Below are 24,638 nucleotides of genomic sequence, written 5' to 3'. Positions count from 1 at the left end.
TCTTGCGCGGTCTTACGAGGGGGTGCCGGCGCCGCGCCGCAGCACGAGCGCCGAGTTCGAACCCATCAGTCCCCGGCTCAGCACCAGGGCCGTGCGCAGCTCGGCGGGCCGGGCGGTCCCGGTCACCAGGGCCAGGTCGTGGCACACGTCGAGGACATGGGGGGTGGGCGGCACCAGGCCGTGTTCCAGGGCCAGTACCGCGGCGGCCGTGTCGAGCACCGGAGCACCGCAATACGCGCGGCCGGTCCCGGTCTTGGGAGCGGTCACCGGCACCCGCGTGCCGTGCGCGCCGAGCGCGTCGGCGATCGCCAGCGCCTCCGCGCGGTCGGCGTCCGGCAGGCCCAGCGCGTCCGCGAAGACCACGTCGATCTCCTCGGGCGCGCACCCCGCGGCGTCCAGGGCTCCGCCGATCGCGCGCGCCAGCCCTTCCCGTGACTCCTCCCAGCGGGAGGCCCCGGTGAACGTGGCGGCATGGCCCGCGAGCGTCGCGCGGATCCTGGCGCCCCGTCCGCGGGCCGTCTCCTCGTCCTCGACGACGAGCATGGCGCCGCCCTCGCCGGGCACGAAGCCGCAGGCCTGCGGAGTGAACGGCCGGTAGGCGCGGGCCGGGTCCTCGCAGGTGCTGAGTTCCCGGTAGCCGAGCTGGCAGACGATCGAGTACGGGGCCAGCGGCGCCTCCGCCGCGCCGACGACGACGACGTCCGTGCCGCGCCGTACGGCGCCCGCGGCGTGCGCGAGGGCGTCGAGACCGCCGGCCTCGTCGCTGGCGACCACACCGCAGGGGCCCTTGAAGCCGCCGCGGATGGAGATCTGACCGGTGCTCGCCGCGTAGAACCAGGCGATGGACTGGTACGGGCCGACATGGCTCGACCCCTGGCCCCACAGGCGCTGCAGCTCCCGCTGCCCGAACTCGCCGCCGCCGGACCCGGCGGCGGTGACCACACCGACGGCGAACGGCGTCTCGTCGTACGCCCCGCCGGCGATGCCCGCGTCGGTCAGCGCCAGATCGGCCGCGGCCATCGCGAAGTGGGAGAACCGGTCGGTCTGGACGAGGAAGCGCTGCTCGACCATCGACTCGGGGTCGAAGCCCCGCACCTCGCCGGCGACCCGCAGCGGCAGATGCCCACAGCCCTCGCGGGTGACGTGGTCGAGGGCGCTGACGCCTTCGACGGTCGACTTCCAGAAGGTCTCCGCGCCCACGCCGTTGGGGGCGACGACGCCGATGCCGGTGACGACCGGGGGCCGTCCGCGGCGGTTGCCGTGGCTCATCGTGCACTCCCGCCTGGTCGGGTGAGGACGACCGCGGACTGGAAGCCGCCGAAGCCGCTTCCCACCGACAGCACGCTGCGCAGCTTCAGGGGGCGTGCGGTGCGCGGCACGTAGTCGAGGTCGCACTCGGGGTCGGGGGTCTCGTAGTTGGCCGTGGGCGGTACGACCTGCTCGTCCAGGGCCAGCACGCAGGCGACGAGTTCTATCGCCCCGATGGCGCCCAGCGAGTGGCCGACCATGGACTTGATCGAACTCATCGGCACGTCGTAAGCGTGCTCCTTGAGGGACCGCTTGACGGCGGCCGTCTCGTGCCGGTCGTTCTGCTGGGTGCCGGAACCGTGGGCGTTGACGTAGTCGATGTCCGTCCGGTCGAGCCGGGCGTGGTCCATCGCGTCGTCGATCGCCCGGGCCATCTCCAGCCCTTCACGGGTCAGCCCGGTCATGTGGTGGGCGTTGCCGTAGGTGGCGTAGCCGCCCATCTCGCAGTACACCCGCGCACCGCGGGCCCGGGCGTGCTCGAGTTCCTCGAGGATCAGCACCGCGCCGCCCTCGCCCATCACGAATCCGTCGCGGTGCGCGTCGAAGGGGCGGGAGGCGTGGGCCGGGTCGTCGTTGTTGGCGGAGGTCGCCTTGATCGCGTCGAAGCAGGCCACGGTGATCGGGGAGATCGGCGAGTCCGACGCTCCGGCTACGCAGATGTCGGCCCGGCCCTCCTCGATGGTGTGGAAGGCGTAGCCGATCGCGTCGAGACCGGACGTGCATCCCGTGGACACGGTCTGCACGGGTCCCCGTACGCCGATCTGCTCGGCCACCTCGGAGGCGAGGGCGCTGGGCGAGAAGGCGCGGTGCAGATGGGGCGCCGCCTCGCTGTGGTCCACGTCCCAGCGCCGGCCCTCGCTGCTGACCCGCACGTAGTCGCGCTCCAGCCGGGTGGTGCCGCCCACGGCGGTGCCCATCGACACGGCGGTGCGCCACGGCTCCGGCGTCCCTCCGTCGAGACCGGCGTCGGCCATGGCCTCCCGGGCGGCGACCAGGGCGAACTGCACGTAACGGTCGGCGCGCCTGGCGTCGGCGGCGCCGAGACCATGGGCCTGCGGATCGAAGTCGACCTCGGCGGCTATACGTGAGCGGAAGCCGGTCGGATCGAACAGCGTGATCCCGCGGGTCGCTGTCCGCCCGCTCGACAGCAGGTCCCAGAACGCCCGGGCGCCCACACCTCCGGGTGCGACGATGCCGACGCCGGTCACCGCCACACGCCGGGTCACGACACCGACCCCGTTCGCTCCGGCGGCCGCTGCGCACCGGCGTCCTGTGCCGCGGGGGTCTCCTCCGTGTCGACGTGGCCGAGCTCCGGCCGCGGCGCCAGCGGGCCCAGGTGGAACACCATCCGGGCCTGGGTGCTGCCCACGTTGCGGAACCGGTGCCGCACATAAGGGGGGATGAGCAGGCCCTGGTCGGGGCGGATCGCGAACGGCTCGCCGTCCAGGTCCACTTCGAGCTCACCGGCGACGACGTACACGAACTCCTCGGAGTACGGGTGGTAGTGCTCGCCGATGCGGTCGCCGGGCTCGACGAGCGCCAGCCCCATGAAGCCGCTGGTGGCGCCCACCGCGGTGGGGGTGAGCATGGCGCGCAGGTCGCCTCCACGCCTGCGGTTGGGCTGGGTCTCGCTCAGGTCGACGATGCGATGGGTCGTGGTCATGACTGGTTCCTCCACAGGGCCTGGGCCCTGACTCTCCGGCGCGCGGGCTCCGGGGCGCCGCACGGCCGCGGGGCTTCGGGGTGTCGCGCGGCTGCCGGCCGCCGTCGGGCGGCCGGGCACATCAGCGGGCACGACGGTCGGTGATCAGGCGCATCCGGGCGCTCTCCAGCAGTCGGGTGACCGCCTTCTCGTCGGGGAGCGAGTCGTCGATGCCGAGCGCCTCGGTGTCCAGCAGCCGCGCCAGTACGCCGGCCTTGTGCAGGCCGTGCGTGCCCATGGCGGCCGCCGGGTCGGTGTCGAGGGGGCCGCGTACGTCGACGAGCCGTACGACGATGTCGTCGCGCTGGAAGACGGTGCTGCTCTCGACGTGGCAGCCGGGGCTCTCGGCGGCCGCCTCGTCCTGGCCGGCCAGCAGCTTGGCGAGCGCCATCCCGCAGCCGGGCTTGGCCGGGTAGAGGAGGGCGTGCCGCTCCCGCTGCCCGTGCTCCTCGCCGGGCGGAGCCAGATGGTGCACGGCGGGCAGGGCGGCGCGGGTGAAGAACAGCCGTGCCGACAACGGGTCGTCGAGGTTCCGGTCCTGCTCCAGATACGGGTTGATGGCCTCCTCGACCGCCCTGACCTCGGGCTGCCGGGCCACGTGCCGCAGCGCCGCGAGCAGGTCGCCCTGCACCTCCACGGTCCGCACGACGCGGTTGCCGTGCATGAACAGCGTGGTGCGGCGCAGCCGGGTGGTGTCGTCGACCTGCGCCTGCGGCGAGGTGTAGCCGGCGAGGATCCCGGCCACGGTCTCCTCGCTGCCGGGCTTGACGGTGAAGGTGAGGGCGTGGCGGACCACACCGTCACCCACCCGGGGCGAGGGCTGCAGGCCGCCGGGCTTCAGCGCGGGGGACTGCGACGCGTTCACTCCCGCCGTCTCGCGCAGGACGCTGAAGCGCAGCGAGCGCGTGTCGCGCACGCAGTCGTGCAGCGGCCGCACGGTCTCGACGTGCTCCTCGCTGTTCACCCAGGCCAGGAAGGGCGGAGCGCTCTCCCATTCGCTGGTGATCAGCCACTGCGAAGGGTTCTCGATCGACTGGCACAGTTGGTCGCTGAGGTGCCCCGGCACGGCGGCCACCTGGTTGCGCATGTGCTCGTACGCCGTGAGGAAGCGCTGTTGGGCGCCGTCCTGGAGATCAAGCAGCAGTACGACCCGGAGCCGGGAGCCGTCGAATGCGGACTGAGACACACGTTCGGACAGCATTGTCATGTTCCACGCATCTCCTTGTCAGTGAGGCCGCCTGCGGCACGAGCGCCGGCCCTCGGGGGATCCGAGCGTGAAGATCCGGCGTATGCGGACGGCAATCCACCTTTGACGCGATGTGGTGGTCCGGCTCCGATCCTGTGTCGGTAACACGGGTGGCGCGAGATCTGTGCACCACGCGAGTGAAGGGGCGAGCCGAAGCCGTCGTGCGCGGGCAGGAAACGCGGGCATGGACAAGGGCAATTTCCCACCGCCGGCTGGAGCTGGAGCACTCATGGAAGACAACGCCGAACAACACCGTGTACCGGTCCTGATCGTGGGCGGCTCCCTCGTGGGCCTGTCCGCGTCCCTGTTCCTGGGCCGCCTCGGCGTCCGGCACACACTGGTCGAGAAGCACGCGGGCACCTCGGTCCACCCGCGCGGCCGCGGCAACAACCTGCGCACGATGGAGGTGTTCCGCTCGGCCGGGGTGGAGGAGCGCATCCGCGCCGCGGCGTCCGTGCTGGCGGGCAACCACGGCATCCTGCAGACGCCGGAACTCGCCGCGCCCGACGCCGGCGAGTGGCTGGTCAGGCAGATCGACGAGAAGGGCCCGCCGGCCCACCGCCTCAGCCCCTCCGCGTGGTGCGTGTGCAGTCAGAACGACCTCGAGCCCGTCCTCCTCCGAGCCGCCGTCGAACAGGGCGGCGAGCTGCGCTTCGGCACCGAACTGCGCTCCTTCGAGCAGGACGACGACGGCGTCACCGCCGTCGTCCGCGACCGCGCGAGCGGCCGGGACAGCACCGTCCGCGCCGACTACCTGATCGCCGCGGACGGGCCCCGCAGCCCCGTGCGCGAACGGCTCGGCATCGGGCAGACCGGCCCCGGCGACCTGTTCCACAACGTGAGCGTCACCTTCCGCTCCCGGGGCCTCGCCGGCATCGTCGGCGACCGCCGCTTCGTGGTCTGCTACCTGACCGGGCCCGACGCGGAGGGCGCGCTGCTCCCCGTCGACAACGCGGAGGTCTGGGTCTTCCACGCGCCCTGGAAGTACGACCGCGGTGAGACGCTCGAGGACTTCACCGACGAGCGCTGCGCCGACATCATCCGAGCGGCGGTCGGCGACCCCGGCCTCGACGTGGAGATCACCGGCAAGGCGCCGTGGCACGCGGCAGAACGCGTCGCCGAACGCTACGCGCGGGGCCGGGTCTTCCTGGCCGGCGACTCCGCGCACGAGATGTCGCCCACCGGCGCCTTCGGCTCCAACACCGGTATCCAGGACGCCCACAACCTCGCCTGGAAGCTCGCCGCCGTGCTCGACGGCACGGCCGGTCCGGGCCTGCTCGACACGTACGAGGCCGAGCGCCTGCCGGTGGCCCGTGCCACCAGCGCCCGCGCCTCCGCCCGGTCGCTGGAGCACAGCCACCCCGGCTACGAGCCCGCCCCCGGCGCGGCGGCCGGGCTCGGCGGGCCGCGGGGCGGGCTGCTGCCCGTCGTGCTGGGCTACCGCTACCCGCGCGGCGCGGTCCTCGGCACGGACCCCGAACTCCCCGTCGTGCCCCAGCAGATGGAACTGTCGGGAGCGCCGGGCACCCGTGCCCCGCACATGTGGCTGCACCGGCCGGGCGGCGGGGACCGGCTGTCGGCGCTCGACCTGTACGAGCGGTCCTTCGTGCTGCTGACCGGCACCGGTGCGGGCGGCAAGGACTGGTACGCGGCGGCGGAACTCGTCGCCGCGAGGCTGGGCGTGCACCTTGCCGTCCACCGGATCGGCGAGGGCCCGGAAGCCGACCTGACGCCCGAGGCGGGCGCCGACTGGGCCGGCGTGCACGGCACGACCCCCGACGGCGCGGTGCTCGTCCGCCCCGACGGCTTCGTCGCGTGGCGGGCGACGGGCGCGGACGCCGAACCGGACCGCGAGGCGGCCCTGTTCGCGGCGCTGACGTCGCTGTTGCGGAGGGAATGACCCGGTGGCGGCCCCGGCCCCCGCACCGCGTGCAGCACGCGGTGCGGGGGCCGGGGCCTGACCGGGCCGGCCGAGGCGTACGACACACTGAGGGCCGAACAGTTCGACAGCGTCGTCGAACCGGACAGCCGAACCGGACCGTCGAGCGGATCCGCGGCGAAGTGAACGGCGGACGGGTGTCCGGCCGTACTCGTCGCAGCAGCGGCACCCGGAACACCGTCGCCGCTGAACCGGCCGCATCCCGCGTCAGGGCAGGAAGGGACATGCTTGTGACACTGTCATCCCCGAAGGACCGACTCGCCTCGCTCCGCGCCGAGATCGAGCAGCGCAATCCGGCGCAGCCCGAGTTCCACCAGGCGGCACGGGAGGTGCTCGACACCCTCGCGCCCGTGTTCGCCGCGCGCCCGGAGTACGCGCGGGCGGGCATCGTCGAGCGGCTCTGCGAGCCGGAGCGGCAGATCATCTTCCGGGTGCCCTGGCAGGACGACCGCGGCGCGGTCCACGTCAACCGGGGGTTCCGCGTCGAGTTCAACAGCGCGCTCGGCCCCTACAAGGGCGGGCTGCGCTTCCACCCGTCGGTGAACCTCGGCGTCGTGAAGTTCCTCGGCTTCGAGCAGGTCTTCAAGAACGCCCTGACCGGTCTCGGCATCGGCGGCGGCAAGGGCGGCAGCGACTTCGACCCGCGCGGCCGGTCCGACGACGAGGTGATGCGGTTCTGCCAGTCCTTCATGACGGAACTGCACCGGCACATCGGGGAGTACACCGACGTGCCCGCGGGCGACATCGGCGTCGGCGGGCGCGAGATCGGCTACCTCTTCGGCCAGTACCGCCGGATCACCAACCGCTGGGAGGCGGGCGTCCTCACCGGCAAGGGGCAGAACTGGGGCGGGTCCGCGATCCGCACCCAGGCCACCGGCTACGGCAGCGTGCTGTTCGCCGCCGAGATGCTGAAGACGCGCGGCGAGGACCTCGAAGGCCAGGCCGCCGTCGTCTCCGGCTCCGGCAATGTCGCGCTCTACACGATCGAGAAGCTGCTGCGCAGCGGCGCCCACCCGCTCACCTGCTCCGACTCGGGCGGGTACGTCGTCGACGAGAAGGGCATCGACCTCGAACTGCTCCAGCAGATCAAGGAGGTCGATCGGGCCCGCGTCAGCGAGTACGCGGCGCGCCGCGGCGCCTCCGCGCGCTACGTCCCCGGCGGCCGGGTCTGGGACGTGCCCGCCGACCTCGCCTTCCCGTCCGCCACGCAGAACGAGCTCGGCGAGCAGGACGCGCTCACCCTCGTACGCAACGGGATCAAGGCCGTCGCCGAGGGCGCGAACATGCCCACCACCCCGGAGGCCGTCCGCGTGCTCCAGGAGGCCGGTGCGGCCTTCGGGCCCGGCAAGGCGGCCAACGCGGGCGGGGTGGCCGTCAGCGCCCTGGAGATGCGGCAGAACGCGGCCCGCGACAGCTGGCCCGCGGACCGCGTCGAGGCCGAACTCGCCACGATCATGCGGGACATCCACCGGGTGTGCCACGAGACCGCCGACCGCTACGGCGCTCCCGGCGACCTGGTGACGGGCGCCAACATCGCCGGGTTCGAGCGGGTCGCCGACGCGATGCTCGCGCAGGGGCTCGTCTGACGGCGGGCAGAGCGGCGGGAGTCCGGGGCGGCCGGGGTGTTCACCGCGCGCGGCGTGCTGAGCGTGCTCAGGGGGTGAAGAGCACCTTGACCGCCCCGTCCCGCTTCTTCTGGAACATCTCGTAGGCCTGCGGCGCCTCGGCCAGCGGCACCCGGTGGGTGGCGAACTGCTCGACGCCCAGCGGGTCGCCGTCCGTGACGAGCGGCAGCAGGTCGTCCACCCACCGCCACACGTTGGCCTGTCCCATCCGCAGCTGCACCTGCTTGTCGAACATGGTCAGCAGCGGCATCGGGTCGGCCATCCCGCCGTAGACACCGGAGAGCGAGATCGTGCCGCCCCGGCGTACGAGCTCGATCGCCAGATGGAGCGCGGACAGGCAGTCGATGCCGACGCGTTCCATCATCCGGGCGGCCAGCGTGCCCGGCAGCAGGGTCGTCATCTGCTGCGCGCCCTTGGCGACGGGCGCGCCGTGGGCCTCCATGCCGACGGCGTCGATGACGGCGTCGGGTCCGCGGCCGTCCGTCAGGTCGCGGACCGCGTCGACGATCTTGTCGCCGTACTCCTCCATGTCCAGGGCGTGCACGCCGTGTTCCCCGGCCCGCGCGAGCCGTTCCGGCACCAGGTCGATGCCGATGACGAGGTCCGCGCCGCGGTGGGCGGCGACCCGGGTGCACATGTCGCCGATCGGGCCGAGGCCCAGCACCGCCACGGAGCCCCCGGGCGGCACGGCGGCGTACTCGACCGCCTGCCAGGAGGTGGGCAGCACGTCGGACAGATAGACGAACCTGTCGTCCGGCGGGCCGTGGGGGACGCTGATCGGCAGCGTGTTGCCGAAGGGGACGCGGAGGTACTCGGCCTGGCCGCCGGGCACCTGCCCGTACAGCTTGGTGTAGCCGAACAGCGACGCGCCCTTGCCGTGGTCGTGGACCTGGGTGGTCTCGCACTGCGAGTGCAGTCCCTGGCCGCACATGAAGCAGGTGCCGCACGAGACGTTGAAGGGGACGACGACCCGGTCGCCCACGGCGACGCGGGTGACCTCGGAGCCGACCTCCTCCACGACGCCCATCGGTTCGTGCCCGAGGATGTCGCCCTGTTCGAGGAACGGCCCGAAGAGTTCGTACAGATGGAGGTCGGAACCGCAGAGTCCGCTCGTCGTCACCCGGACGATCACGTCCGTGGAATCGCGGATCTGTGGATCGGGGACGGAGTCCACGCGCACGTCGCGCTTTCCGTGCCAGGTCAGTGCTTTCATCATGCCTCCTCGTCCGCGTCCCGCTGCCGCTCTCCGGAGCCGGGTTCGGCCATGGAGCGGTGGGCGGCGGCCTTGAGCCGGTCCGGGACCACCTTGCTCACGAGCCCCGTGGCCCTGGTCTTCGCCGAGCCCGCGACGATCTTGTCGGCGCCGGCCATCAGCGCGTCGAGCCCCTGCTTCGCCACCTGCGCCGGATCGTCCTTCTCCTGCCGGCCGACCTTGGTGCCGCCCATGCCGGCACGGCGGAAGAAGTCCGTCTCCGTGGGTCCCGGCATCAGCGCGGTGACGGTGACGCCGGTGTCCTCGAGCTCGTTCCGCAACGCCTGGGCGAACGACTGGAGGAAGGACTTCGAGGCGTTGTAGACGGCCTGGAAGGAGCCCGGGGCGGTCGAGGCGATCGACGACGTGATCAGGATCCGGCCCTCGTCCATGGCGGTCATGTCCCGCAGCAGCCGCTTGGCGAGCTGCACGGTCGAGCGGACGTTGAGGTCCACGATCGAGAGCTCGTCGGCGAGCTCGTTCGTGACGAACGGGCCGCCCTTGCCGATGCCCGCGTTCAGCGCGGCGACCGCGACCGGCCGGCCCGTCGCCGTGACCGCCGCGTACAGCCGCTCGGTCTCGTCGTAGTCACGCAGGTCCGCCCGGACCGCCTGAACCGCCGCGCCGGTGGCACGGATCCGTTCCGCCGTCTCCTGGAGCCGGGCGTCGTCCTCGGCGGCCACGATCAGATCGAAGCCGCGCTCGGCGAGCTGTCTCGCCAGTTCGAGGCCGATGCCGCTGGACGCCCCGGTGACGACGGCCAAAGGTCTGGTGTCGGTCATGCCACGCCGGGTACCCATGCTCCGGCCTTTCACCGGACGCGGTACGGGCAGGAGCCGCTTTCACGCTCCGTCAGTCACTCGAATGCAGTACGTGAACGAGGTGCCGCGGCCGGGACCGGCCGACGCTTGTCGAGGGCCGGTGATTCCGGCCCGAGGGGGCGGCGGGCCGGTGGGCCGCCGCCTCGCCGGTGGAGGGAACACCCGCCGGCACGGCACCGACCGGAGGGATACGAATGAACGCCGCCTTCTCACGCAGCTGGAAGCACGCCGTCGTCACCGGCGGCGCCGGTTTCGTCGGTTCGCACCTGTGCACGGCGCTGCTGGACTCCGGCACCGCGGTCACCTGCGTCGACGACTTCAGCACCGGCCGGCCGGAGAACACAGCCGGGCTGCGTGACCGCCCCGGCTTCGAACTGGTGACGGCCAGCGTCAGTGAACCCTTCACCGTCGACCGTCCCCCCGACCTGGTGCTGCACTTCGCGTCCCCGGCGTCGCCGGCCGACTATCTGCGGCTGCCGCTGCACACGATGGAGGCCGGCAGCCTCGGCACCCGCAACGCCCTGGCCCTCGCCCACGAGTCCGGCGCCCGGTTCCTGCTCGCCTCCACCTCCGAGGTCTACGGCGACCCGCAGCAGCACCCGCAGAACGAGCGGTACTGGGGCAACGTGAATCCCGTCGGCCCGCGCAGCGTGTACGACGAGGCGAAGCGCTTCGGAGAGGCGCTGACCACCGCGCAGGCCGACACCCACGGCACCGACACCGGCATCGTGCGCCTGTTCAACACCTACGGCCCCCGGATGCGCGGCTACGACGGCCGCGCCGTGCCCACGTTCATCCGCCAGGCGCTGGCGGGCGAGCCCCTGACCGTCACCGGCGACGGCCACCAGACCCGGTCGCTGTGTTACGTCGACGACACCGTGCGCGGCATTCTGGCCGCCGCCGCCCACGGCCTGCGCGGCCCGGTGAACATCGGCAACCCGACCGAGATCACCATGCTCGACCTGGCCCGGCTCGTCGTCGAACTCACCGGCTCCACCTCCGAGATCCGCTTCATCGAGCGGCCGACGGACGACCCGGCCGTGCGCTGCCCCGACATCACGCTCGCCCGCGACAAGCTCGAGTGGGAGCCGGCCGTCAGCGCCGAGGAAGGCCTGCTGCGCACCATCGACTGGTTCCGCGCCCACCCGGACTGACGGTCCGCGGCGAGCGCCCGGACAGCGAACACCGGACACCCCCTCCCTGTGCCGCCGGCCCTGACGCGACCCGTCGAAAGGTCTGTGACTGACATGCGCATTCTCGGCATCAACGCCCTCTTCCACGACCCCGCCGCCGCCCTCGTCATCGACGGCACGACCGTCGCCGCGGCGGAGGAGGAACGCTTCTCCCGGCGCAAGCACGGCAAGCGCCCGGTGCCCTTCGCCGCGTGGGAGCTGCCGGAGCAGGCCGCCGCCTGGTGTCTGAAGCGGGCCGGACTGCGGCCCCAGGACCTGGACGCCGTGGCCTACTCCTTCGACCCGTCGCTCGCCAGGCCGGCCGACGCCATGGGCCTCGACGACCCCTGGGACCATCTGCGGCTGGCGTACGCGCGGGAGGCGCCCGGCTTTCTGCAGACGGCGCTGCCCGGACTCGACGCCGACCGTGTCCGCTTCGTGCCGCACCACATGGCGCACGCCGCGTCCGCCGCGTTCGCCGCGACCGACGCCGGCACCTCCTCCGTCCTCGTCCTCGACGGCCGCGGCGAGCGTGCCTCGCACCTCGCCGCCCGACGGGTCCACGGACGGCTGGAGGCCCTGCACGCACAGGACCTGCCGCACTCGCTCGGACTCGTCTACGAGGAGCTGACCGAGCATCTCGGATTCCTGCGTTCGTCCGACGAGTTCAAGGTGATGGCCCTCGCTTCCCACGGCAGGCCGCGGATGCTGGCCGAACTGCGCAAGTACGTCCACCCCACCGGCGACGGCGGCTTCCGCGCCACCGGCGTGCCCTGGCACCAGTTCTGCGCGCCGCGCGGCCCCGACGAGGCGTGGACGCAGGAGCACGCCGACGTGGCCGCCAGCGCCCAGGCCGTGCTCGAGGAGACCATGCTCGACCTGGTCCGGTGGCTGCACGGACAGACCCACGACAGCCTGCTCACCCTGGCCGGCGGCGTCGCCCTCAACTGCGTGGCCAACTCGCGGATCGCCCGCGAGGGTCCCTTCTCCCGGGTGTGGGTGCAGCCCGCTGCCGGCGACGCGGGGACCGCCCTGGGCGGCGCCCTGCTGCTGGCGGCCGGCGAGGGCGACGACCCGGAGCCGATGAACGGCGCCGACCTCGGCCGCGACTGGTCCGACGCGGAGCTGGGCGCCTGGCTGAAGACCGCCGCCGTCCCGTTCGACCGGCCGGCCGACATCGCCGCGACGGTGGCCGAGGCGCTCGCCGACAACGCCGTCGTCGCCTGGTTCCAGGGGCGTTCGGAATACGGGCCGCGGGCGCTCGGCCACCGGTCGCTGCTGGCCCACCCCGGCCACGCGGGCAACCTCGAACGCCTCAACGACGTCAAGGGCCGCGAACAGTTCCGGCCGGTGGCCCCGATGGTGCTCGCCGACCGGGCTCCCGAGATCTTCGACGGCCCCATGCCCAGCCCGTACATGCTCTTCGTCCACGACGTGGCCCCCGCCTGGCGGGAGCGGATCCCGGCGGTCGTGCACGTCGACGGCACGGCCCGTATCCAGACCGTCGACCCGGGCCGCGAGCCGCTGGTGGCCCGGATGCTGCGCGAGTTCGAGCAGCGCACGGGGCTGCCGGTCGTCGTCAACACCAGCCTCAACACGGCCGGCCGGCCCATGGTCGACGACCCGCGCGACGCCCTCGAATGCTTCGGCTCCTCGCCCGTCGACCTGCTGGCCATCGGCCCGTACGCCATCCGGCGCGGCGACTTCTTCCGCCACTGCGACGACGCGGACGACGCGGGGACGGGGGCGGCGCGGTGAACCGGAACGGTACGGAGAACGCCGGCGGGGCGGTGAACGGGAGCGGGCACCGGCCCCCGCGCTACACGGTGGTGATCCCGACGATCGGCCGGCCCTGCCTCAACGACTGCCTGCGGGCGCTCGCCGCCGCCGGCGGCCCCGGACCGGTCCGGGTGGTCGTCGTCGACGACCGCCGCGGCGCCCCGCGCGCCCCGCTCCCGGTGGAGATGCCGGCGCCCCTGCGGCCGGTCACCTCGGTCGTGCCGGGCCGCGCCCGGGGACCGGCCGCGGCCCGCAACACCGGACTGCGGGTCGCCGGGCCCGTGCCCTGGGTCGTCTTCCTCGACGACGACGTGGTGCCCGGACCCACCTGGTGCGACGACCTGGCCCGCGACCTCGCCGCCGCCGGGCGCCGCACCGGCGGGGTCACCGCCCGTATCGACGTGCCGCTGCCCGTCGACCGCGCCCCGACCGACTGGGAGCGCAACACGGCGGGACTGGCCACCGCCCGCTGGATCACGGCCGACATGGCCTACCGGCGCGAGGCGCTGGACGCCGTCGGCGGCTTCGACGAGCGCTTCCCCCGCGCCTTCCGCGAGGACGCCGACCTCGCGCTGCGCGTCCAGGCCGCCGGGTGGTCGCTGGCCGCCGGCACCCGTACGACCACCCACCCGGTGCGCCCGGCGGGCCGCTGGGTCTCCGTGCGCGTCCAGGCGGGCAACGCCGACGACGTCCTCATGAACCGGCTGCACGGCCGCGACTGGTGGCGGCGCGCGGACGCGCCACGGGGGCGCCTGCCCCGCCACCTCGCGGTGACCGCCGCCGGGGCGGCCGCGGTCGCCTGCGCCGTGACGGCCAGGCCGGCCGCCGCCGCGGCCTGCGCCGCGCTGTGGCTGGCCGGGACCGCCGAGTTCGCCTGGGCCCGGATCGCGCCCGGGCCGAGGACCCGCGACGAGATCGTCTCGATGGCGCTGACCAGCGTGGCCATCCCGCCGGTGGCGGCCTGGCACTGGCTGGGGGCGCAGCTGCGGCACCGCGCCGCGCCGCCGCTCCGGCCGCCGCTGACGGCCGCCGCCGCCGACATCGCCGACCGGCCGGCCAGGGAGGCGGTGCTGCCATGAGCGGCCCCTTCGCGGCCGGGGCCGAGCAGGACCCCTGGCTGTTCCACGGCCCGGCCGCCCCGCGCGCCGCGGCGCTGCCGCCCGACGCCGTCGGCCTGCCGGACGCGGTCCTCTTCGACCGCGACGGCACCCTCGTCGTCGACGTGCCCTACAACGGCGACCCGGCGCGGGTGGTGCCGATGCCGTCCGCCGTGGAGGCGCTCGCCGCCGTGCGGGCGCTCGGGATACCGGTGGGCGTCGTCAGCAACCAGTCCGGCGTCGCCCGCGGAATACTGACGCACCGTCAGGTGGCGGCCGTGCAACGCCGTGTCGACGCGTTCCTCGGACCGATCGACGTCTGGGCGGTCTGCCCCCACGGACCGGACGACGGCTGCCGCTGCCGCAAGCCCGCGCCCGGCCTGGTGCTCGCCGCCTGCGAACGGCTCGGCGTGTGCCCCGCGCGCACCGCGGTCATCGGCGACATCGGCTCCGACGTGGCCGCCGCGCTGGCCGCCGGCGCGCGCGGCGTCCTGGTGCCCACCCCCGCGACCCGTCCCGAGGAGATCGCCGCGGCCCCCGACACGGCCCCGGACCTGCTCCGGGCGGTCCGCCTCGTACTGGACCCCACCGCCCGCTGCCACCGCACGGCGGCCCCGCCGCCGCACCGGGGCGGTGCGGCGGCGGCCCGGCCCGGCGCCGCACCGGGCCCGGCGTCCGGCCCGGCCCGCTGCGGCAGCACGACGGCGGCCGGACACCCCGCCACCGTCCGCGCCGCCGGGCCCGGTTCGCCGGCCGTGGTCCGGGCCGCCGCGCCGGACCCGGCGGTTGCCGTACCGGCCGGTGCGCCGGGTGACGGTCCGTCCGTGATCGGGGGGATGGCCGGCCCCGTGTGGCCCGGCGACGGCGTCGTGGTGGAGGAGGGGCGATGAGCAGGCGGCCCAGGACCCTGGTGGTGCGGCTCGACAGCGCCGGTGACGTACTCCTGGCCGGCCCCGCGGTGCGGGCCGTCGCCGCCGGCTCCTCGCACACGGCCCTGCTCTGCGGCCCGCACGGCGTGCACGCGGCCCAACTGCTGCCCGGCGTGGACGAGGTGCTGGTCCACGACGCGCCGTGGGTCGGCCTCGAGCCCGCTCCGGTGTCGTACGAGCAGACCGAGCGGCTGCTCGAGACGCTCCGGGCCGGACGGTACGACCGGGCCCTGGTCCTGGTGTCGTACCACCAGAGCCCGCTGCCGATCGCGCTGCTGCTCAAGCTCGCCGGCGTGGGCTGGACCGCCGCCGACAGCGAGGACTACCCGGGCGCGCTGCTCGACCTCAGGCACCGCAGGCAGCCGCACCGCCACGAGGCGCTGGCCGCCCTCGACCTCGCCCTGGACTCGGGCTTCGCCCTGCCGCCCGGCGACGACGGCTCACTGCGGATCTCCGCGCCCCCCGAGACGACGCACCTGACCGGACCCGAGCCGTACGTCGTGCTGCACCCCGGCGCCGCCGTCCCCGCCCGCGCCTGGAGCGCCGACCGGGCCGCGCGCGCCGCGGCCGCCCTGTCGGCGGCCGGGCACCGGGTCGTGGTGACCGGCGGCCGGGCCGAGAAGGACCTGACCGCGGCGGTCGCGGCCGATCACGCGCTCGACCTCGGCGGCGCGACGGACCTCCACCAGCTCGCCGGTGTCCTCGCCGGGGCGCGGGCCGCCGTGGTCGGCAACACCGGCCCCGGCCACCTGGCCGCCGCCGTCGGCACGCCGGTCGTCTGCCTTTTCGCCCCCGTGGTGCCGGCCGAGCGCTGGCGCCCCTACAACGTGCCGCACGTGCTGCTGGGCGACCAGCACGCACAGTGCGCCGGCAGCAGGGCCCGCAGCTGTCCCGTCCCGGGGCACCCCTGCCTCGACGGCATCGGCAACGCCGAGGTGCTCGCCGCCGTGGCGGCCCTCGGCTCGGCCGCGGCCGAGACGAAGGAGCGAGGAGCGTGACGATGAACATCCTGCTGTGGCATGTGCACGGCTCCTGGACGACGGCGTTCGTGCAGGGCCCGCACACGTATCTCGTCCCGGTCACCCCCGACCGCGGCCCCGACGGGCTCGGCCGGGCCCGCACCTTCTCCTGGCCCGACTCGGTGCGCGAGGTGACGCCGGAGCAGCTGCGCGACGCCGCCGTCGACCTGGTCGTCCTGCAGCGGCCGCACGAGGCGGAACTCGCCGAGCGATGGCTCGGCGGCCGGCGGCCCGGCCGCGACGTGCCCGCGGTCTACCTGGAGCACAACGCGCCCGACGGCGACGTGCCCGGCACCCGGCACCCCTGCGCGGACCGCGACGACCTCACCCTCGTCCACGTCACGCACTTCAACCGGCTGTTCTGGGACAACGGGTCCACCCGCACGGAGGTCGTCGAGCACGGCATCGTCGACCCCGGCCACCTCTACAGCGGCCGGCTCGACCGCGCGGCGGTCGTCGTCAACGAGCCCGTACGGCGCGGCCGGTACACCGGGACCGATCTGCTGCCCGCGCTGGCGCGGGCCGTCCCGCTGGACGTCTTCGGCATGGGCACCGAAGGGCTCGCCGGACACCTCGGCCTGCCCGAGGACCGCTGCCGCACCGCCGATCTGCCCCAGCGGCAGCTGCACGGGGCCATGGCCGAGCGCCGGCTCTATCTGCATCCGGTCCGCTGGACCTCCCTGGGCCTGTCGCTGCTGGAGGCCATGCACCTGGGCATGCCGGTCGTCGCCCTCGCCACCACGGAGGCCGTCGAGGCGGTCCCCGAGGGCACCGGAACCCTGTCGACGCGCCCCGAGGTCCTCGCCGCCGCCGCCCGCCGGTATCTCCACGAACCGGAGGCGGCGGCGGAGGACGGCGCCCGGGCCCGCCAGGCGGCGCTGCGGCGCTACGGACTCAAACGCTTCCTCGACGACTGGGAGCGCCTGATGACGGAGGTGTGCTCATGACCGACCGCGACCTCATCGGCACGGAAGCGCTGTCCATCGCGCTCGTGTCCGAGCACGCGAGCCCGCTCGCCGCACTCGGCGGGGTGGACGCGGGCGGCCAGAACGTCCATGTCGCGCGCCTGGCGGGCGCCCTCGCCGACCGCGGCCACCGGGTCACCGTCTACACGCGGCGCGACGCGCGGGACCTGCCCGACCTGGTGCCGCTGAGGCCGGGTGTCGACGTCCGCCATGTGCCCGCCGGACCGCCGGAAGCGATCCCGAAGGACGAGCTGCTGCCCCACATGCTCGGCTTCGGCCGTCATCTGGCGCGCGAGTGGCAGACCGTCCCGCCGGACGTGGTGCACTCCCACTTCTGGATGTCCGGTCTCGCCTCGCTGCACGCCGTACGGGAGTCGGGACTGCCGCTGGTGCACACGTACCACGCCCTCGGGACCGTGAAGCGGCGTCACCAGCGCCATGCGGACACCAGCCCGCCGGCCCGGATCGCCTGCGAGAAGGAGGTCGGCGTCGGCTGCGACCGGATCATCGCCACCTGTCGCGACGAGGTCGGGGAGCTGGCCGCCATGGGCCTCTCCGCCGAGCGGGTGGACGTCGTGCCGTGCGGCGTGGACACCGACGCGTTCACCCCGCACGGGCCGGCCGCCGAGCGCGGCGCGTACCGCCACCGGCTGATCCAGGTCGGCCGGGTGGTCCCGCGCAAGGGCGCGGCCGTCTCCGTCACCGCGCTGACCCGGCTGCCCGGCGTCGAACTCCTCGTGGTCGGCGGCCCGCCGGCCGGGCGCCTCGACGACGACCCGGAAGTGCGCCGGCTGCGCGACCTGGCGCACGGCCTCGGCGTCGCCGACCGGGTCCGCTTCACCGGAGCCGTCGCCGGCGAGGACGTCGCGCCACTGCTGCGCAGCGCCGACGTGGTGCTCTGCCCCGGCGACTACGAGCCGTTCGGGATCGTCCCGCTGGAGGCCATGGCGTGCGGCAGGCCCGTCGTCGCCACCGCCGTCGGCGGCCAGCTCGACACCGTCGCGGACCCCGCCACCGGGCGGCTCGTGCCGCCCCGCGACCCGGACGCGCTCGCCAGGGCCGTGGCCGAACTGCTCGCCGATCCGGCGGCGCGGGAGGCGTGCGGGGAGGCGGGACGGCGACGGGTGCTCGGCACGTACGGCTGGACGAAGGTCGCCGCCGCCACCGAGGCCGTGTACTTCGGTGTGCTCGCCGCCAGGCCCGCCCTGCAGCGGGCCCCCGGAGGGGCGTGGGCGACCGGGGTGATGTGACCGCCGGCAGGACCGCCGACCGCCAACGAGACCGCGCAGCACCGACGTTCGAAGGAGGTGCGGGAACGGCCACCGTCCCCAGGGACGCCCGGCACGCCCCGACCAGCATGAACGAAGCACTTGCAAGCGAGGCCGCGCACCGGCACTGCCAGTCCCTCCAGGACGCCCTCGGCCGGTTCCGCCGGCAGAACCTGGGCCAGATCACCGCGTGGGGCGGCCACCTCGCCGCGGTCCTCCCCGTCGGCGGCCGGCTGCTGGCCGCGGGCAACGGTGGCAGCGCGGCCCAGGCACAGCACCTGACCGCGGAACTCGTCGGCCGCTACCGGGACGAACGGCCCGCCCACTCGGCCGTCGCCCTGCACGCGGAGACGTCCAGCCTGACCGCCATCGGCAACGACTACGGCTTCGACCAGGTCTTCGCCCGGCAGGTCGAGGCGCACGGCCGCCCCGGCGACGTCCTCGTACTGCTGTCCACCTCCGGCGGCAGCGCCAACCTCGTCAACGCGGCCAGGACGGGACGGGCGGCGGGACTGCGGGTGTGGGCGATGACCGGACCCGGCCCCAACCCGCTGGCGGAGGCCGCCGACGAGACGCTGTGCGTCGACGCGGACTCCACCGCGACCGTGCAGGAGGCGCACCTCGTCGCCGTCCATCTGCTCTGCGAGGTCTTCGACCTGGCGACCGCCGCACCCGCGGCACCGGCGGCCGTACGGCGGGCCCCGGGAGCGGCCGCGACGCAGGCCGCCGTCGCCCGCCGGAGGCTGTCATGAGTGCCCGGGGAGGGCGGCGGACGCGGGGACCGCTGGTCGTCGTCGGGGACGTCCTGCTCGACGAGGACATCGAGGGCGTCGCCGACCGGCTCGCCCCGGACGCCCCCGCGCCGGTCGTGGACGTACGCAGCCAGCTGCGCCACCCCGGCGGCGCCGGACTCGCCGCGGCGCTGGCCGCCCGGTCGGGCCGCGAGGTGGTCCTCGTCACCGCGCTCGGCGACGACGCGGCGAGCGAGGCCGTACGGCGAGCGCTGCACGGCAGGGTCCGGCTGGTGGAGGTGCCGCTGAACGGCACGCTGCCGGTCAAGACCCGGGTCATGGCGGGCGGCCGCCCGCTCGTGCGGATCGACCGCGGCGGCGGCACGCCCGGCGAGCCGGGCGACGCGGTGCGCGACGCGCTGGCCGGGGCGCACACCGTCCTCGTCGCCGACTACGGCCGTCACACGGTCAGCGCCGTACGGGAGTATCTGGCGGCCGCCGCCCGCCGGGTGCCGCTGGTGTGGGACCCGCATCCCAGGGGCGACACGCCCGTGCCCGGGGCCCGGATCGTCACCCCCAACGCGGCGGAGGTCTCCGCCCTGACCGCGGAACCGGCGTCCGGGACGGGCCGGTCGCTGCGGGACTTCGCCGAGCACGGCCGGGAGCTCGCGGAGCGCTGGCGGGCGGCGGCCGTCGCCGTCACCCTCGGCGACCGCGGCGTGCTGCTGACCCGGCCGGGCGACGGGACGCCGATGCTGGTCCCGGCCCCGTACCGGGCCGACGGCGACACGTGCGGCGCCGGCGACTGCTTCGCGGCGGCGACGGCCACCGAGCTGGCCGACGGCGCCCTGCCGGAGGAGGCGGTGCAGCGGGCCGTCGCCCGGGCCGCGGCCTTCGTGGCCGCCGGCGGCGCGGGCAACCCGGGACTGTGGCGCACGGCGGGCCCCTCCCACCCGGTCCGGGCCGTCGAGAGCGACCCGTTCGAGCTGGCGGAACGCGTCCGGGCGCGCGGCGGGACGGTGGTCGCCACCGGCGGCTGCTTCGACCTGCTGCACGCCGGCCACGTCGGGCTGCTGGAGAGCGCCAGGCGCATCGGCGACTGCCTGATCGTGTGCGTCAACTCCGACGAGTCGATCACCCGCCGCAAGGGCCCCGGCCGCCCGCTCACCCCGCTGCACGACCGGACCCGGGTGCTCGCGGGCCTGGGCAGCGTCGACGCCGTCGCCGTCTTCGAGGAGGACACCCCCGTCGCGCTGCTGAACCGGCTGCGGCCCGACGTGTGGGTGAAGGGCGGCGACTACGCCGTGGAGGAACTCCCGGAGGCCGACGTCGTGCGCGCGTGGGGCGGACAGGCCGTCGTGCTGCCGTACCTCGACGGCCGCTCGACCACCCTGCTGGCCCGCCGCGCGGCCCAGGCGCAGGCCCAGGCCGCCGCCCGGACCGCGTCCCCCTGACCCCTGACTCGCGGACCCGCCGGAAGGAGACCGGGATGACCACGAGCGCGGAGCAACCGAGCGGTACCGAGCGGCCGCGGATCCTGGTGCTGCGGGCCCTGGGGCTCGGGGACCTGCTGACCGCGGTCCCCGCGCTGCGCGCCCTGCGGCGCGGGCTCCCCGGACACGAGACCGTGCTGGCAGCGCCCGGGCGGCTCGCGGCGGCCGCCGCGGCGACCGGACTGGTCGACCGGCTGCTGCCGGCCGCCGCCCCCGGCCGGGCGGTGCCCGCCGCGCTCGCCTGGACGGGGCCCGCGCCCGACCTCGCCGTCGATCTGCACGGCAGCGGCCCCGACAGCCGCCGTCCGCTGGCCCGGCTCTGCCCGCGCCGCCTGTACGCGTACGCGCAGCCGGACGGACCCGAATGGCGGGACGACGAGCACGAACGGGAGCGCTGGTGCCGGCTGCTCGACCGGTACGGCGTGCCCGCCGACCCCGCCGACCTGCTCGTCCCCGCACCGGACACGCCCTCGCCCGCACCCGGGGCGATCGTCCTGCATCCGGGCGCGGACGCCGCGGCCCGCCGCTGGCCCGCCGAGCGGTTCGCGGCCGTGGCGCGGGCGCTGAGCCGCGCCGGGCACCGGGTCGTCGTGACGGCCGGGGCCGCGGAGGGCCGGCTCGCGGCGGAGGTGGCCGGACCGGCGGGGCTCCCACCGGACGCGGTCCTCGGCGGGACGGGCGGCGACGTGCCGTTCGACGTGCTGATGGCCCTGGTCGCCCGGGCCCGCTGCGTGGTGGCGGGGGACACCGGCCTCGCCCACCTGGCGACCGCCCTCGGCACTCCGTCCGTCACCCTGTTCGGGCCCGTGGCCCCCCGTCTGTGGGGGCCGCCGCCCCGGCCGTACCACCGGGTGCTGTGGCACCCCGACGCCGACGACGCGCCCCGCCCCGGGGACGCCCACGGCGACCGGCCCGACGAGCGGCTGCTGCGCATCACCACCGAGGAGGTGCTCGACGCGGTACGCACGCTGCCCCCGTACCCGGGCGGGTACGGGGGCAGCGTGCGTACGGCTCAGGCCGCGGTCTCCAGCGCCGGCTGACCGGCCAGAGCGGGCTTCGCGGCCGGCACGGCCACCGGCTTCGTCGTACGGCGCTCCCGCAGCACGTATCCGGCCCCGATCGCGCCCGCGACCAGCAGGCCACCGGTGACCAGGGCGCCGCGCGCACCGGCCAGCTCCATGAGCAGGCCCAGCATCGGCGGCCCGGCGAGGCTCCACACCGTCCTGATGGTGCCCCAGACGCCCAGGACGCGTCCCCTCATGTGCGGAGGCGGATCGGTCTGGAGCACGGTCGTCCCCGCGGTGTCGGACACCGACTCCACGAGGGCCATCGGCAGCACCACGACCAGCAGCACGGCCAGGGACGGCGACAGGCCCGCGACGATCTGCAGCACACCGCCGGCCGCCGCGAGCAGGCCCACGAGCCGCACCGACGGCCTGCGCAGCCGGGCCCCGAACACCGCGCCGATGATGCCGCCGACGGCGAGCACGGTCGAGACGGTGCCGAACGCCCCCGCGCCGCCCGCGAGCGGTCCGACGACGAGCACGGCCAGGGTGAGCTGGTAGTTGCGTCCGAAGACGGCGCTGAGCCCGGTGATCCCGGCGAGCGCGACCAGCCGCGGCCGGCGCGCGAAGTACCGCAGCCCCTCCCGCATGCTCATGTCGTTCTCGGCGGCCGGTTCGGCCGGCTCCCGGGTCGCGTCCTTAGAGGAGCGGACGCGGACCGCCCGGGCCACCGGGCGCAGGAACGGGATGACGGCGGTGACGAAGAGGAACGAGACGCCGTTGGCCGCGTAGGCGGCGGCCGTGCCGAAGAAGCCGACGGTCACACCGGCGAGCGCCGCGCCCGCCAGCCGCCCCGCGTTGTGCACCAGCGAACCGACGCCGATCGCGGAGGGCACGTCCTCGGTACGGACCAGGTCGTTGCCGAGCAGGGCACACGCCGGGCCGTCCACGGTGGCGATGACGCCCGTCACAGCGGCCAGCGCCATCAGGACGCCCAGGTTCAGCTGGTCCATCGCCACCAGGAACGCCGTCAGGAACGCGACGGCGCCCAGCAGCGCCTGGCTGACCGAGGCGGTCAGCTTGCGGGGCCAGCGGTCGACGGCGGCGCCGCCCACCAGGCTCATCAGCAGGCCGGGCGCCGCCTGCACCGACATCGACAGTCCGGTCGCGGCGGCCGACCCGGTGATCTGCAGCACCAGCAGGTTCTGCACGGTGAGCTGCATCCAAGTACCGGCGTTGGAGACGAAGTTGGCGACGGACCACCAGCGCATGCTCGGGTACGTGAAGCAGCGCCAGGGGGAGTTGTCGCCCAGCAGGCGACGTGCGAGGCGGCCGGACGGGCCGGCCGCGGGGGCAGCGGAGGAGGAAGCAGGCACAGTGAGATCACTCGGGTGACGAGCCCCCGAGGGACCCATGTGGCGGAACGCGGTGGAAGCTTGTGACGCCGGCTGCACTGCACGGCCGCTCCACCTCAATGGCGCTGACCATCGTGGCAGACGGCTCAGGACAAGTACTCCCACCCGTGCGTGTCCAGGATCCCGCCGGGCACCCGAACCCTTGTGCCGACTGGGATCGCGTACTTCTGGTGGGCTTGCTCACAGGCCCCGGACCCCGCCGGACGGCCCCCGCCCCAAGTGCCGTCCCCAGTTGCGCGCGTCACAGTGAGAACGCACGAAGGCACCGAAGGAAGGCAGACCATTGAACGGCGGAGTGCAGGTGGACCTCGACGGCAGGCAGGCCCTGGTGACCGGCGGCGCGCGTGGGCTCGGAGCCTCCATCACCCGCAGACTCGCGGGCGCCGGCGCGTCCGTACTCGTCGCGGACGTACGCCGCGACCTGGCCGAGGAGCTGTGCGAGCAGGTCGCGGCGGACGGGGGCAAGGCGGACTTCGTGTTGCTGGACGTGCGGGACGCGGAAGCGGTCGCCGACGTCTTCCGGGAGCTGGAGGAGGACGGCGGTCACATCGACATCCTGGTCAACAACGCGGCCGTCGACGTCTCCAAGCCGATCGAGCACCTGACGGCCGCGGAGGTGACCCGGGTGATCACCACCAACCTGCTCGGGCCGATGTTCCTCTGTCTGGAGACCTACCGCCGGATGGTCGCCCGTGGCGGCGGTCACATCGTCAACATCCTCTCCACCGCCGCGAACCGCACCTGGACGGAGGCGGGGCCCTACGCCGCCGGGAAGTCCGGGCTGCGCGCCTTCACCCACACGCTCTTCCAGGAGGCGCAGCGCGACTGCCCGGGGATCGGCGTCACCGGCATCATCGCGGGCGGCATGGCCACCCCCTTCATCCTCGAACGCTTCCCGGACGCCGACCTCGGCATGCTGCAGAGCCCGGACATCGTGGCCGACACGGTCCTCTACGCCCTGTCCGTCCCCGACACCAGCGCGGTCTCCGAGCTGGTCGTCGTGCCCAGGAAGGAACCCTCATGGCCGTGACCCCCGACACCCCCGCGCCCGCCCGCGTCGCCGTCGTCACCGGCTCCGACTCCGGCATCGGACGGGCCACGGCCGTCCGGCTCGCCGAGGCCGGCATGGACATCGGGATCACCTTCCACACGGACCGGGAGGGCGCGGAGGCCACGGCGGAGGAGGTACGCGCCCACGGGAGGCGCGCGGCCGTCGCCCACATGGACCTCACCGTCCTCCCGGACGCCGCGGACGTGATCGACCGGCTCGCCGGCGAGCTCGGCCGGCTCGACGTGCTCGTCAACAACGCGGGCACCGGCACCGCCACCCCGTTCCTCGACCTGGACCTCGGCACGGTCCGCCAGGTCGTCGACGTGGATCTCGTCGGCCCGTTCCTGTGCGGCCAGCGGGCGGCCCGCCGGATGATCGGCCAGGGCGACGGAGGCCGGATCGTCAACGTCACCTCGGTCCACGAGCACCAGCCGCGGGTCGGCGCAGCGCCCTACTGCGCGGCCAAGGGCGGTCTCGGACTGCTCACCCAGGTGATGGCGCTCGAACTCGCCGAACACGGCATCACCGTCAACTCCGTCGCACCGGGCGAGATCGCGACGCCCATGACCGGCCAGGAGGACGAGGACCCCAGGGCGGCCGAACGCCCCGGCATCCCGATGCGCCGTCCCGGTGACGCGCGGGAGGTCGCCGCCGTGATCGCCTTCCTCGCCGGTCCGGACGCCGGATACGTCACGGGGGCGTCGTGGTCCATCGACGGCGGGATGCTGCGCATGGGGCCCATGGCGGGCTCCCACCTCCAGGACGACTCCTGGCGCCGGCCCTGAGTCTTCCGGCCGGGCCGTGTCGGCGGGCGCAGGGTGG

General features: G+C 74.7%; 21 protein-coding genes. 14 read left to right on the top strand and 7 right to left on the bottom strand.

The window, feature by feature from the left end:
- Nucleotides 1-12: 12 nt before the first annotated feature.
- The 4 genes from ACFYOP_RS18845 to ACFYOP_RS18830 all read right to left on the bottom strand — a co-directional run bounded on the left by ACFYOP_RS18845 (nucleotide 13) and on the right by ACFYOP_RS18830 (nucleotide 4,217).
- Entirely contained in the window at nucleotides 13-1,269 is a 1,257-nt protein-coding gene (locus ACFYOP_RS18845) for a ketosynthase chain-length factor (RefSeq protein ID WP_356899021.1), read from the bottom strand.
- Entirely contained in the window at nucleotides 1,266-2,534 is a 1,269-nt protein-coding gene (locus ACFYOP_RS18840) for a beta-ketoacyl-[acyl-carrier-protein] synthase family protein (RefSeq protein ID WP_356899022.1), read from the bottom strand. The genes ACFYOP_RS18845 and ACFYOP_RS18840 overlap by 4 nt, the downstream gene beginning before the upstream one ends.
- The gene (locus ACFYOP_RS18835; RefSeq protein WP_356899023.1) at nucleotides 2,531-2,971 is read right to left on the bottom strand and encodes a cupin domain-containing protein; all 441 of its coding nucleotides are present in this window, start codon (nucleotides 2,969-2,971) and stop codon (nucleotides 2,531-2,533) included. The genes ACFYOP_RS18840 and ACFYOP_RS18835 overlap by 4 nt, the downstream gene beginning before the upstream one ends.
- A 121-nt stretch (nucleotides 2,972-3,092) precedes the next feature.
- Nucleotides 3,093-4,217: a SchA/CurD-like domain-containing protein gene (locus tag ACFYOP_RS18830; protein ID WP_356899024.1), complete on the bottom strand. Its 1,125-nt coding sequence runs from the start codon at nucleotides 4,215-4,217 to the stop codon at nucleotides 3,093-3,095.
- A 268-nt stretch (nucleotides 4,218-4,485) separates the two neighbouring features.
- Between ACFYOP_RS18830 and ACFYOP_RS18825 the strand changes: the two genes are divergently transcribed.
- A complete protein-coding gene (locus ACFYOP_RS18825) occupies nucleotides 4,486-6,156 on the top strand; it encodes an FAD-dependent monooxygenase (protein ID WP_356899025.1) in 1,671 nt (556 codons plus the stop codon).
- Nucleotides 6,157-6,419: 263 nt separating this feature from the next.
- Complete coding sequence (gene gdhA, locus ACFYOP_RS18820) at nucleotides 6,420-7,781, top strand: NADP-specific glutamate dehydrogenase (RefSeq protein WP_356899026.1); 1,362 nt, start codon at nucleotides 6,420-6,422, stop codon at nucleotides 7,779-7,781.
- Between the two features lie 67 nt (nucleotides 7,782-7,848).
- On the opposite strand, the gene ACFYOP_RS18815 is transcribed toward gdhA, so the two are convergent.
- On the bottom strand, nucleotides 7,849-9,033 hold the full coding sequence (locus ACFYOP_RS18815) for a zinc-dependent alcohol dehydrogenase (RefSeq protein ID WP_356899050.1): 1,185 nt from the start codon (nucleotides 9,031-9,033) through the stop codon (nucleotides 7,849-7,851).
- A complete protein-coding gene (locus ACFYOP_RS18810; RefSeq protein ID WP_356899027.1) occupies nucleotides 9,033-9,854 on the bottom strand; it encodes an SDR family NAD(P)-dependent oxidoreductase in 822 nt (273 codons plus the stop codon). Before ACFYOP_RS18810 ends, ACFYOP_RS18815 begins: the two co-directional genes overlap by 1 nt.
- 233 nt (nucleotides 9,855-10,087) lie before the next feature.
- Between ACFYOP_RS18810 and ACFYOP_RS18805 the strand changes: the two genes are divergently transcribed.
- From ACFYOP_RS18805 to ACFYOP_RS18760, 10 genes are all read left to right on the top strand, one after another.
- Nucleotides 10,088-11,047, top strand: coding sequence for an NAD-dependent epimerase/dehydratase family protein (locus ACFYOP_RS18805; RefSeq protein ID WP_356899028.1), 960 nt, complete (start codon nucleotides 10,088-10,090; stop codon nucleotides 11,045-11,047).
- Nucleotides 11,048-11,140: 93 nt separating this feature from the next.
- Entirely contained in the window at nucleotides 11,141-12,823 is a 1,683-nt protein-coding gene (locus tag ACFYOP_RS18800; RefSeq protein ID WP_356899029.1) for a carbamoyltransferase C-terminal domain-containing protein, read from the top strand.
- A gap of 32 nt (nucleotides 12,824-12,855) precedes the next feature.
- Nucleotides 12,856-13,923 carry a glycosyltransferase gene (locus ACFYOP_RS18795; protein WP_356899051.1) on the top strand — a complete coding sequence of 356 codons (1,068 nt, stop codon included), beginning with the start codon at nucleotides 12,856-12,858 and terminating at the stop codon, nucleotides 13,921-13,923.
- The gene (locus ACFYOP_RS18790) at nucleotides 13,920-14,831 is read left to right on the top strand and encodes a D-glycero-alpha-D-manno-heptose-1,7-bisphosphate 7-phosphatase (protein WP_388452054.1); all 912 of its coding nucleotides are present in this window, start codon (nucleotides 13,920-13,922) and stop codon (nucleotides 14,829-14,831) included. Before ACFYOP_RS18795 ends, ACFYOP_RS18790 begins: the two co-directional genes overlap by 4 nt.
- Complete coding sequence (locus ACFYOP_RS18785) at nucleotides 14,828-15,868, top strand: glycosyltransferase family 9 protein (protein WP_356899030.1); 1,041 nt, start codon at nucleotides 14,828-14,830, stop codon at nucleotides 15,866-15,868. The genes ACFYOP_RS18790 and ACFYOP_RS18785 overlap by 4 nt, the downstream gene beginning before the upstream one ends.
- Before the next feature lie 2 nt (nucleotides 15,869-15,870).
- On the top strand, nucleotides 15,871-16,836 hold the full coding sequence (locus ACFYOP_RS18780; RefSeq protein WP_356899052.1) for a glycosyltransferase: 966 nt from the start codon (nucleotides 15,871-15,873) through the stop codon (nucleotides 16,834-16,836).
- The gene (locus ACFYOP_RS18775; RefSeq protein ID WP_356899031.1) at nucleotides 16,833-18,104 is read left to right on the top strand and encodes a glycosyltransferase; all 1,272 of its coding nucleotides are present in this window, start codon (nucleotides 16,833-16,835) and stop codon (nucleotides 18,102-18,104) included. The genes ACFYOP_RS18780 and ACFYOP_RS18775 overlap by 4 nt, the downstream gene beginning before the upstream one ends.
- A gap of 107 nt (nucleotides 18,105-18,211) precedes the next feature.
- A complete protein-coding gene (locus ACFYOP_RS18770) occupies nucleotides 18,212-18,874 on the top strand; it encodes an SIS domain-containing protein (RefSeq protein ID WP_356899032.1) in 663 nt (220 codons plus the stop codon).
- Entirely contained in the window at nucleotides 18,871-20,307 is a 1,437-nt protein-coding gene (rfaE2, locus tag ACFYOP_RS18765) for a D-glycero-beta-D-manno-heptose 1-phosphate adenylyltransferase (RefSeq protein ID WP_356899033.1), read from the top strand. Before ACFYOP_RS18770 ends, rfaE2 begins: the two co-directional genes overlap by 4 nt.
- Nucleotides 20,308-20,342: 35 nt before the next feature.
- The gene (locus ACFYOP_RS18760; RefSeq protein ID WP_356899034.1) at nucleotides 20,343-21,386 is read left to right on the top strand and encodes a glycosyltransferase family 9 protein; all 1,044 of its coding nucleotides are present in this window, start codon (nucleotides 20,343-20,345) and stop codon (nucleotides 21,384-21,386) included.
- Here the strand turns inward: ACFYOP_RS18760 and ACFYOP_RS18755 are convergent.
- Entirely contained in the window at nucleotides 21,359-22,621 is a 1,263-nt protein-coding gene (locus ACFYOP_RS18755) for an MFS transporter (protein ID WP_388452092.1), read from the bottom strand. The two genes, ACFYOP_RS18760 and ACFYOP_RS18755, sit on opposite strands and share 28 nt — an antisense overlap.
- Nucleotides 22,622-23,048: 427 nt before the next feature.
- Between ACFYOP_RS18755 and ACFYOP_RS18750 the strand changes: the two genes are divergently transcribed.
- Together ACFYOP_RS18750 and ACFYOP_RS18745 are read left to right on the top strand one after the other, a co-directional pair.
- Nucleotides 23,049-23,795, top strand: coding sequence for an SDR family oxidoreductase (locus ACFYOP_RS18750; RefSeq protein WP_356899035.1), 747 nt, complete (start codon nucleotides 23,049-23,051; stop codon nucleotides 23,793-23,795).
- On the top strand, nucleotides 23,786-24,601 hold the full coding sequence (locus tag ACFYOP_RS18745; RefSeq protein WP_356899036.1) for an SDR family oxidoreductase: 816 nt from the start codon (nucleotides 23,786-23,788) through the stop codon (nucleotides 24,599-24,601). Before ACFYOP_RS18750 ends, ACFYOP_RS18745 begins: the two co-directional genes overlap by 10 nt.
- Nucleotides 24,602-24,638 lie beyond the last annotated feature (37 nt).

The sequence above is a fragment of the Streptomyces sp. NPDC006294 genome (assembly GCF_042870895.1).
Classification (GTDB): Bacteria; Actinomycetota; Actinomycetes; order Streptomycetales; family Streptomycetaceae; genus Streptomyces.
The sequence above is the reverse complement of the archived record's forward strand: the minus strand, read 5'-3'. Positions and strand labels throughout refer to the sequence as shown.

Bases quoted from the DNA above. Each gene is read 5' to 3' on its own strand.
- ACFYOP_RS18805 (WP_356899028.1), top strand. From the start codon at position 10,088: ATGAACGCCGCCTTCTCACGCAGCTGGAAGCACGCCGTCGTCACCGGC.
- ACFYOP_RS18785 (WP_356899030.1), top strand. From the start codon at position 14,828: ATGAGCAGGCGGCCCAGGACCCTGGTGGTGCGGCTCGACAGCGCCGGT.
- ACFYOP_RS18780 (WP_356899052.1), top strand. From the start codon at position 15,871: ATGAACATCCTGCTGTGGCATGTGCACGGCTCCTGGACGACGGCGTTC.
- ACFYOP_RS18845 (WP_356899021.1), bottom strand. From the start codon at position 1,269: ATGAGCCACGGCAACCGCCGCGGACGGCCCCCGGTCGTCACCGGCATC.
- ACFYOP_RS18835 (WP_356899023.1), bottom strand. From the start codon at position 2,971: ATGACCACGACCCATCGCATCGTCGACCTGAGCGAGACCCAGCCCAAC.
- ACFYOP_RS18825 (WP_356899025.1), top strand. From the start codon at position 4,486: ATGGAAGACAACGCCGAACAACACCGTGTACCGGTCCTGATCGTGGGC.
- ACFYOP_RS18760 (WP_356899034.1), top strand. From the start codon at position 20,343: ATGACCACGAGCGCGGAGCAACCGAGCGGTACCGAGCGGCCGCGGATC.
- ACFYOP_RS18745 (WP_356899036.1), top strand. From the start codon at position 23,786: ATGGCCGTGACCCCCGACACCCCCGCGCCCGCCCGCGTCGCCGTCGTC.
- ACFYOP_RS18770 (WP_356899032.1), top strand. From the start codon at position 18,212: ATGAACGAAGCACTTGCAAGCGAGGCCGCGCACCGGCACTGCCAGTCC.
- ACFYOP_RS18815 (WP_356899050.1), bottom strand. From the start codon at position 9,033: ATGAAAGCACTGACCTGGCACGGAAAGCGCGACGTGCGCGTGGACTCC.
- ACFYOP_RS18810 (WP_356899027.1), bottom strand. From the start codon at position 9,854: ATGACCGACACCAGACCTTTGGCCGTCGTCACCGGGGCGTCCAGCGGC.
- ACFYOP_RS18790 (WP_388452054.1), top strand. From the start codon at position 13,920: ATGAGCGGCCCCTTCGCGGCCGGGGCCGAGCAGGACCCCTGGCTGTTC.
- rfaE2 (WP_356899033.1), top strand. From the start codon at position 18,871: ATGAGTGCCCGGGGAGGGCGGCGGACGCGGGGACCGCTGGTCGTCGTC.
- ACFYOP_RS18830 (WP_356899024.1), bottom strand. From the start codon at position 4,217: ATGACAATGCTGTCCGAACGTGTGTCTCAGTCCGCATTCGACGGCTCC.
- gdhA (WP_356899026.1), top strand. From the start codon at position 6,420: ATGCTTGTGACACTGTCATCCCCGAAGGACCGACTCGCCTCGCTCCGC.
- ACFYOP_RS18755 (WP_388452092.1), bottom strand. From the start codon at position 22,621: ATGCGCTGGTGGTCCGTCGCCAACTTCGTCTCCAACGCCGGTACTTGG.
- ACFYOP_RS18775 (WP_356899031.1), top strand. From the start codon at position 16,833: ATGACCGACCGCGACCTCATCGGCACGGAAGCGCTGTCCATCGCGCTC.
- ACFYOP_RS18800 (WP_356899029.1), top strand. From the start codon at position 11,141: ATGCGCATTCTCGGCATCAACGCCCTCTTCCACGACCCCGCCGCCGCC.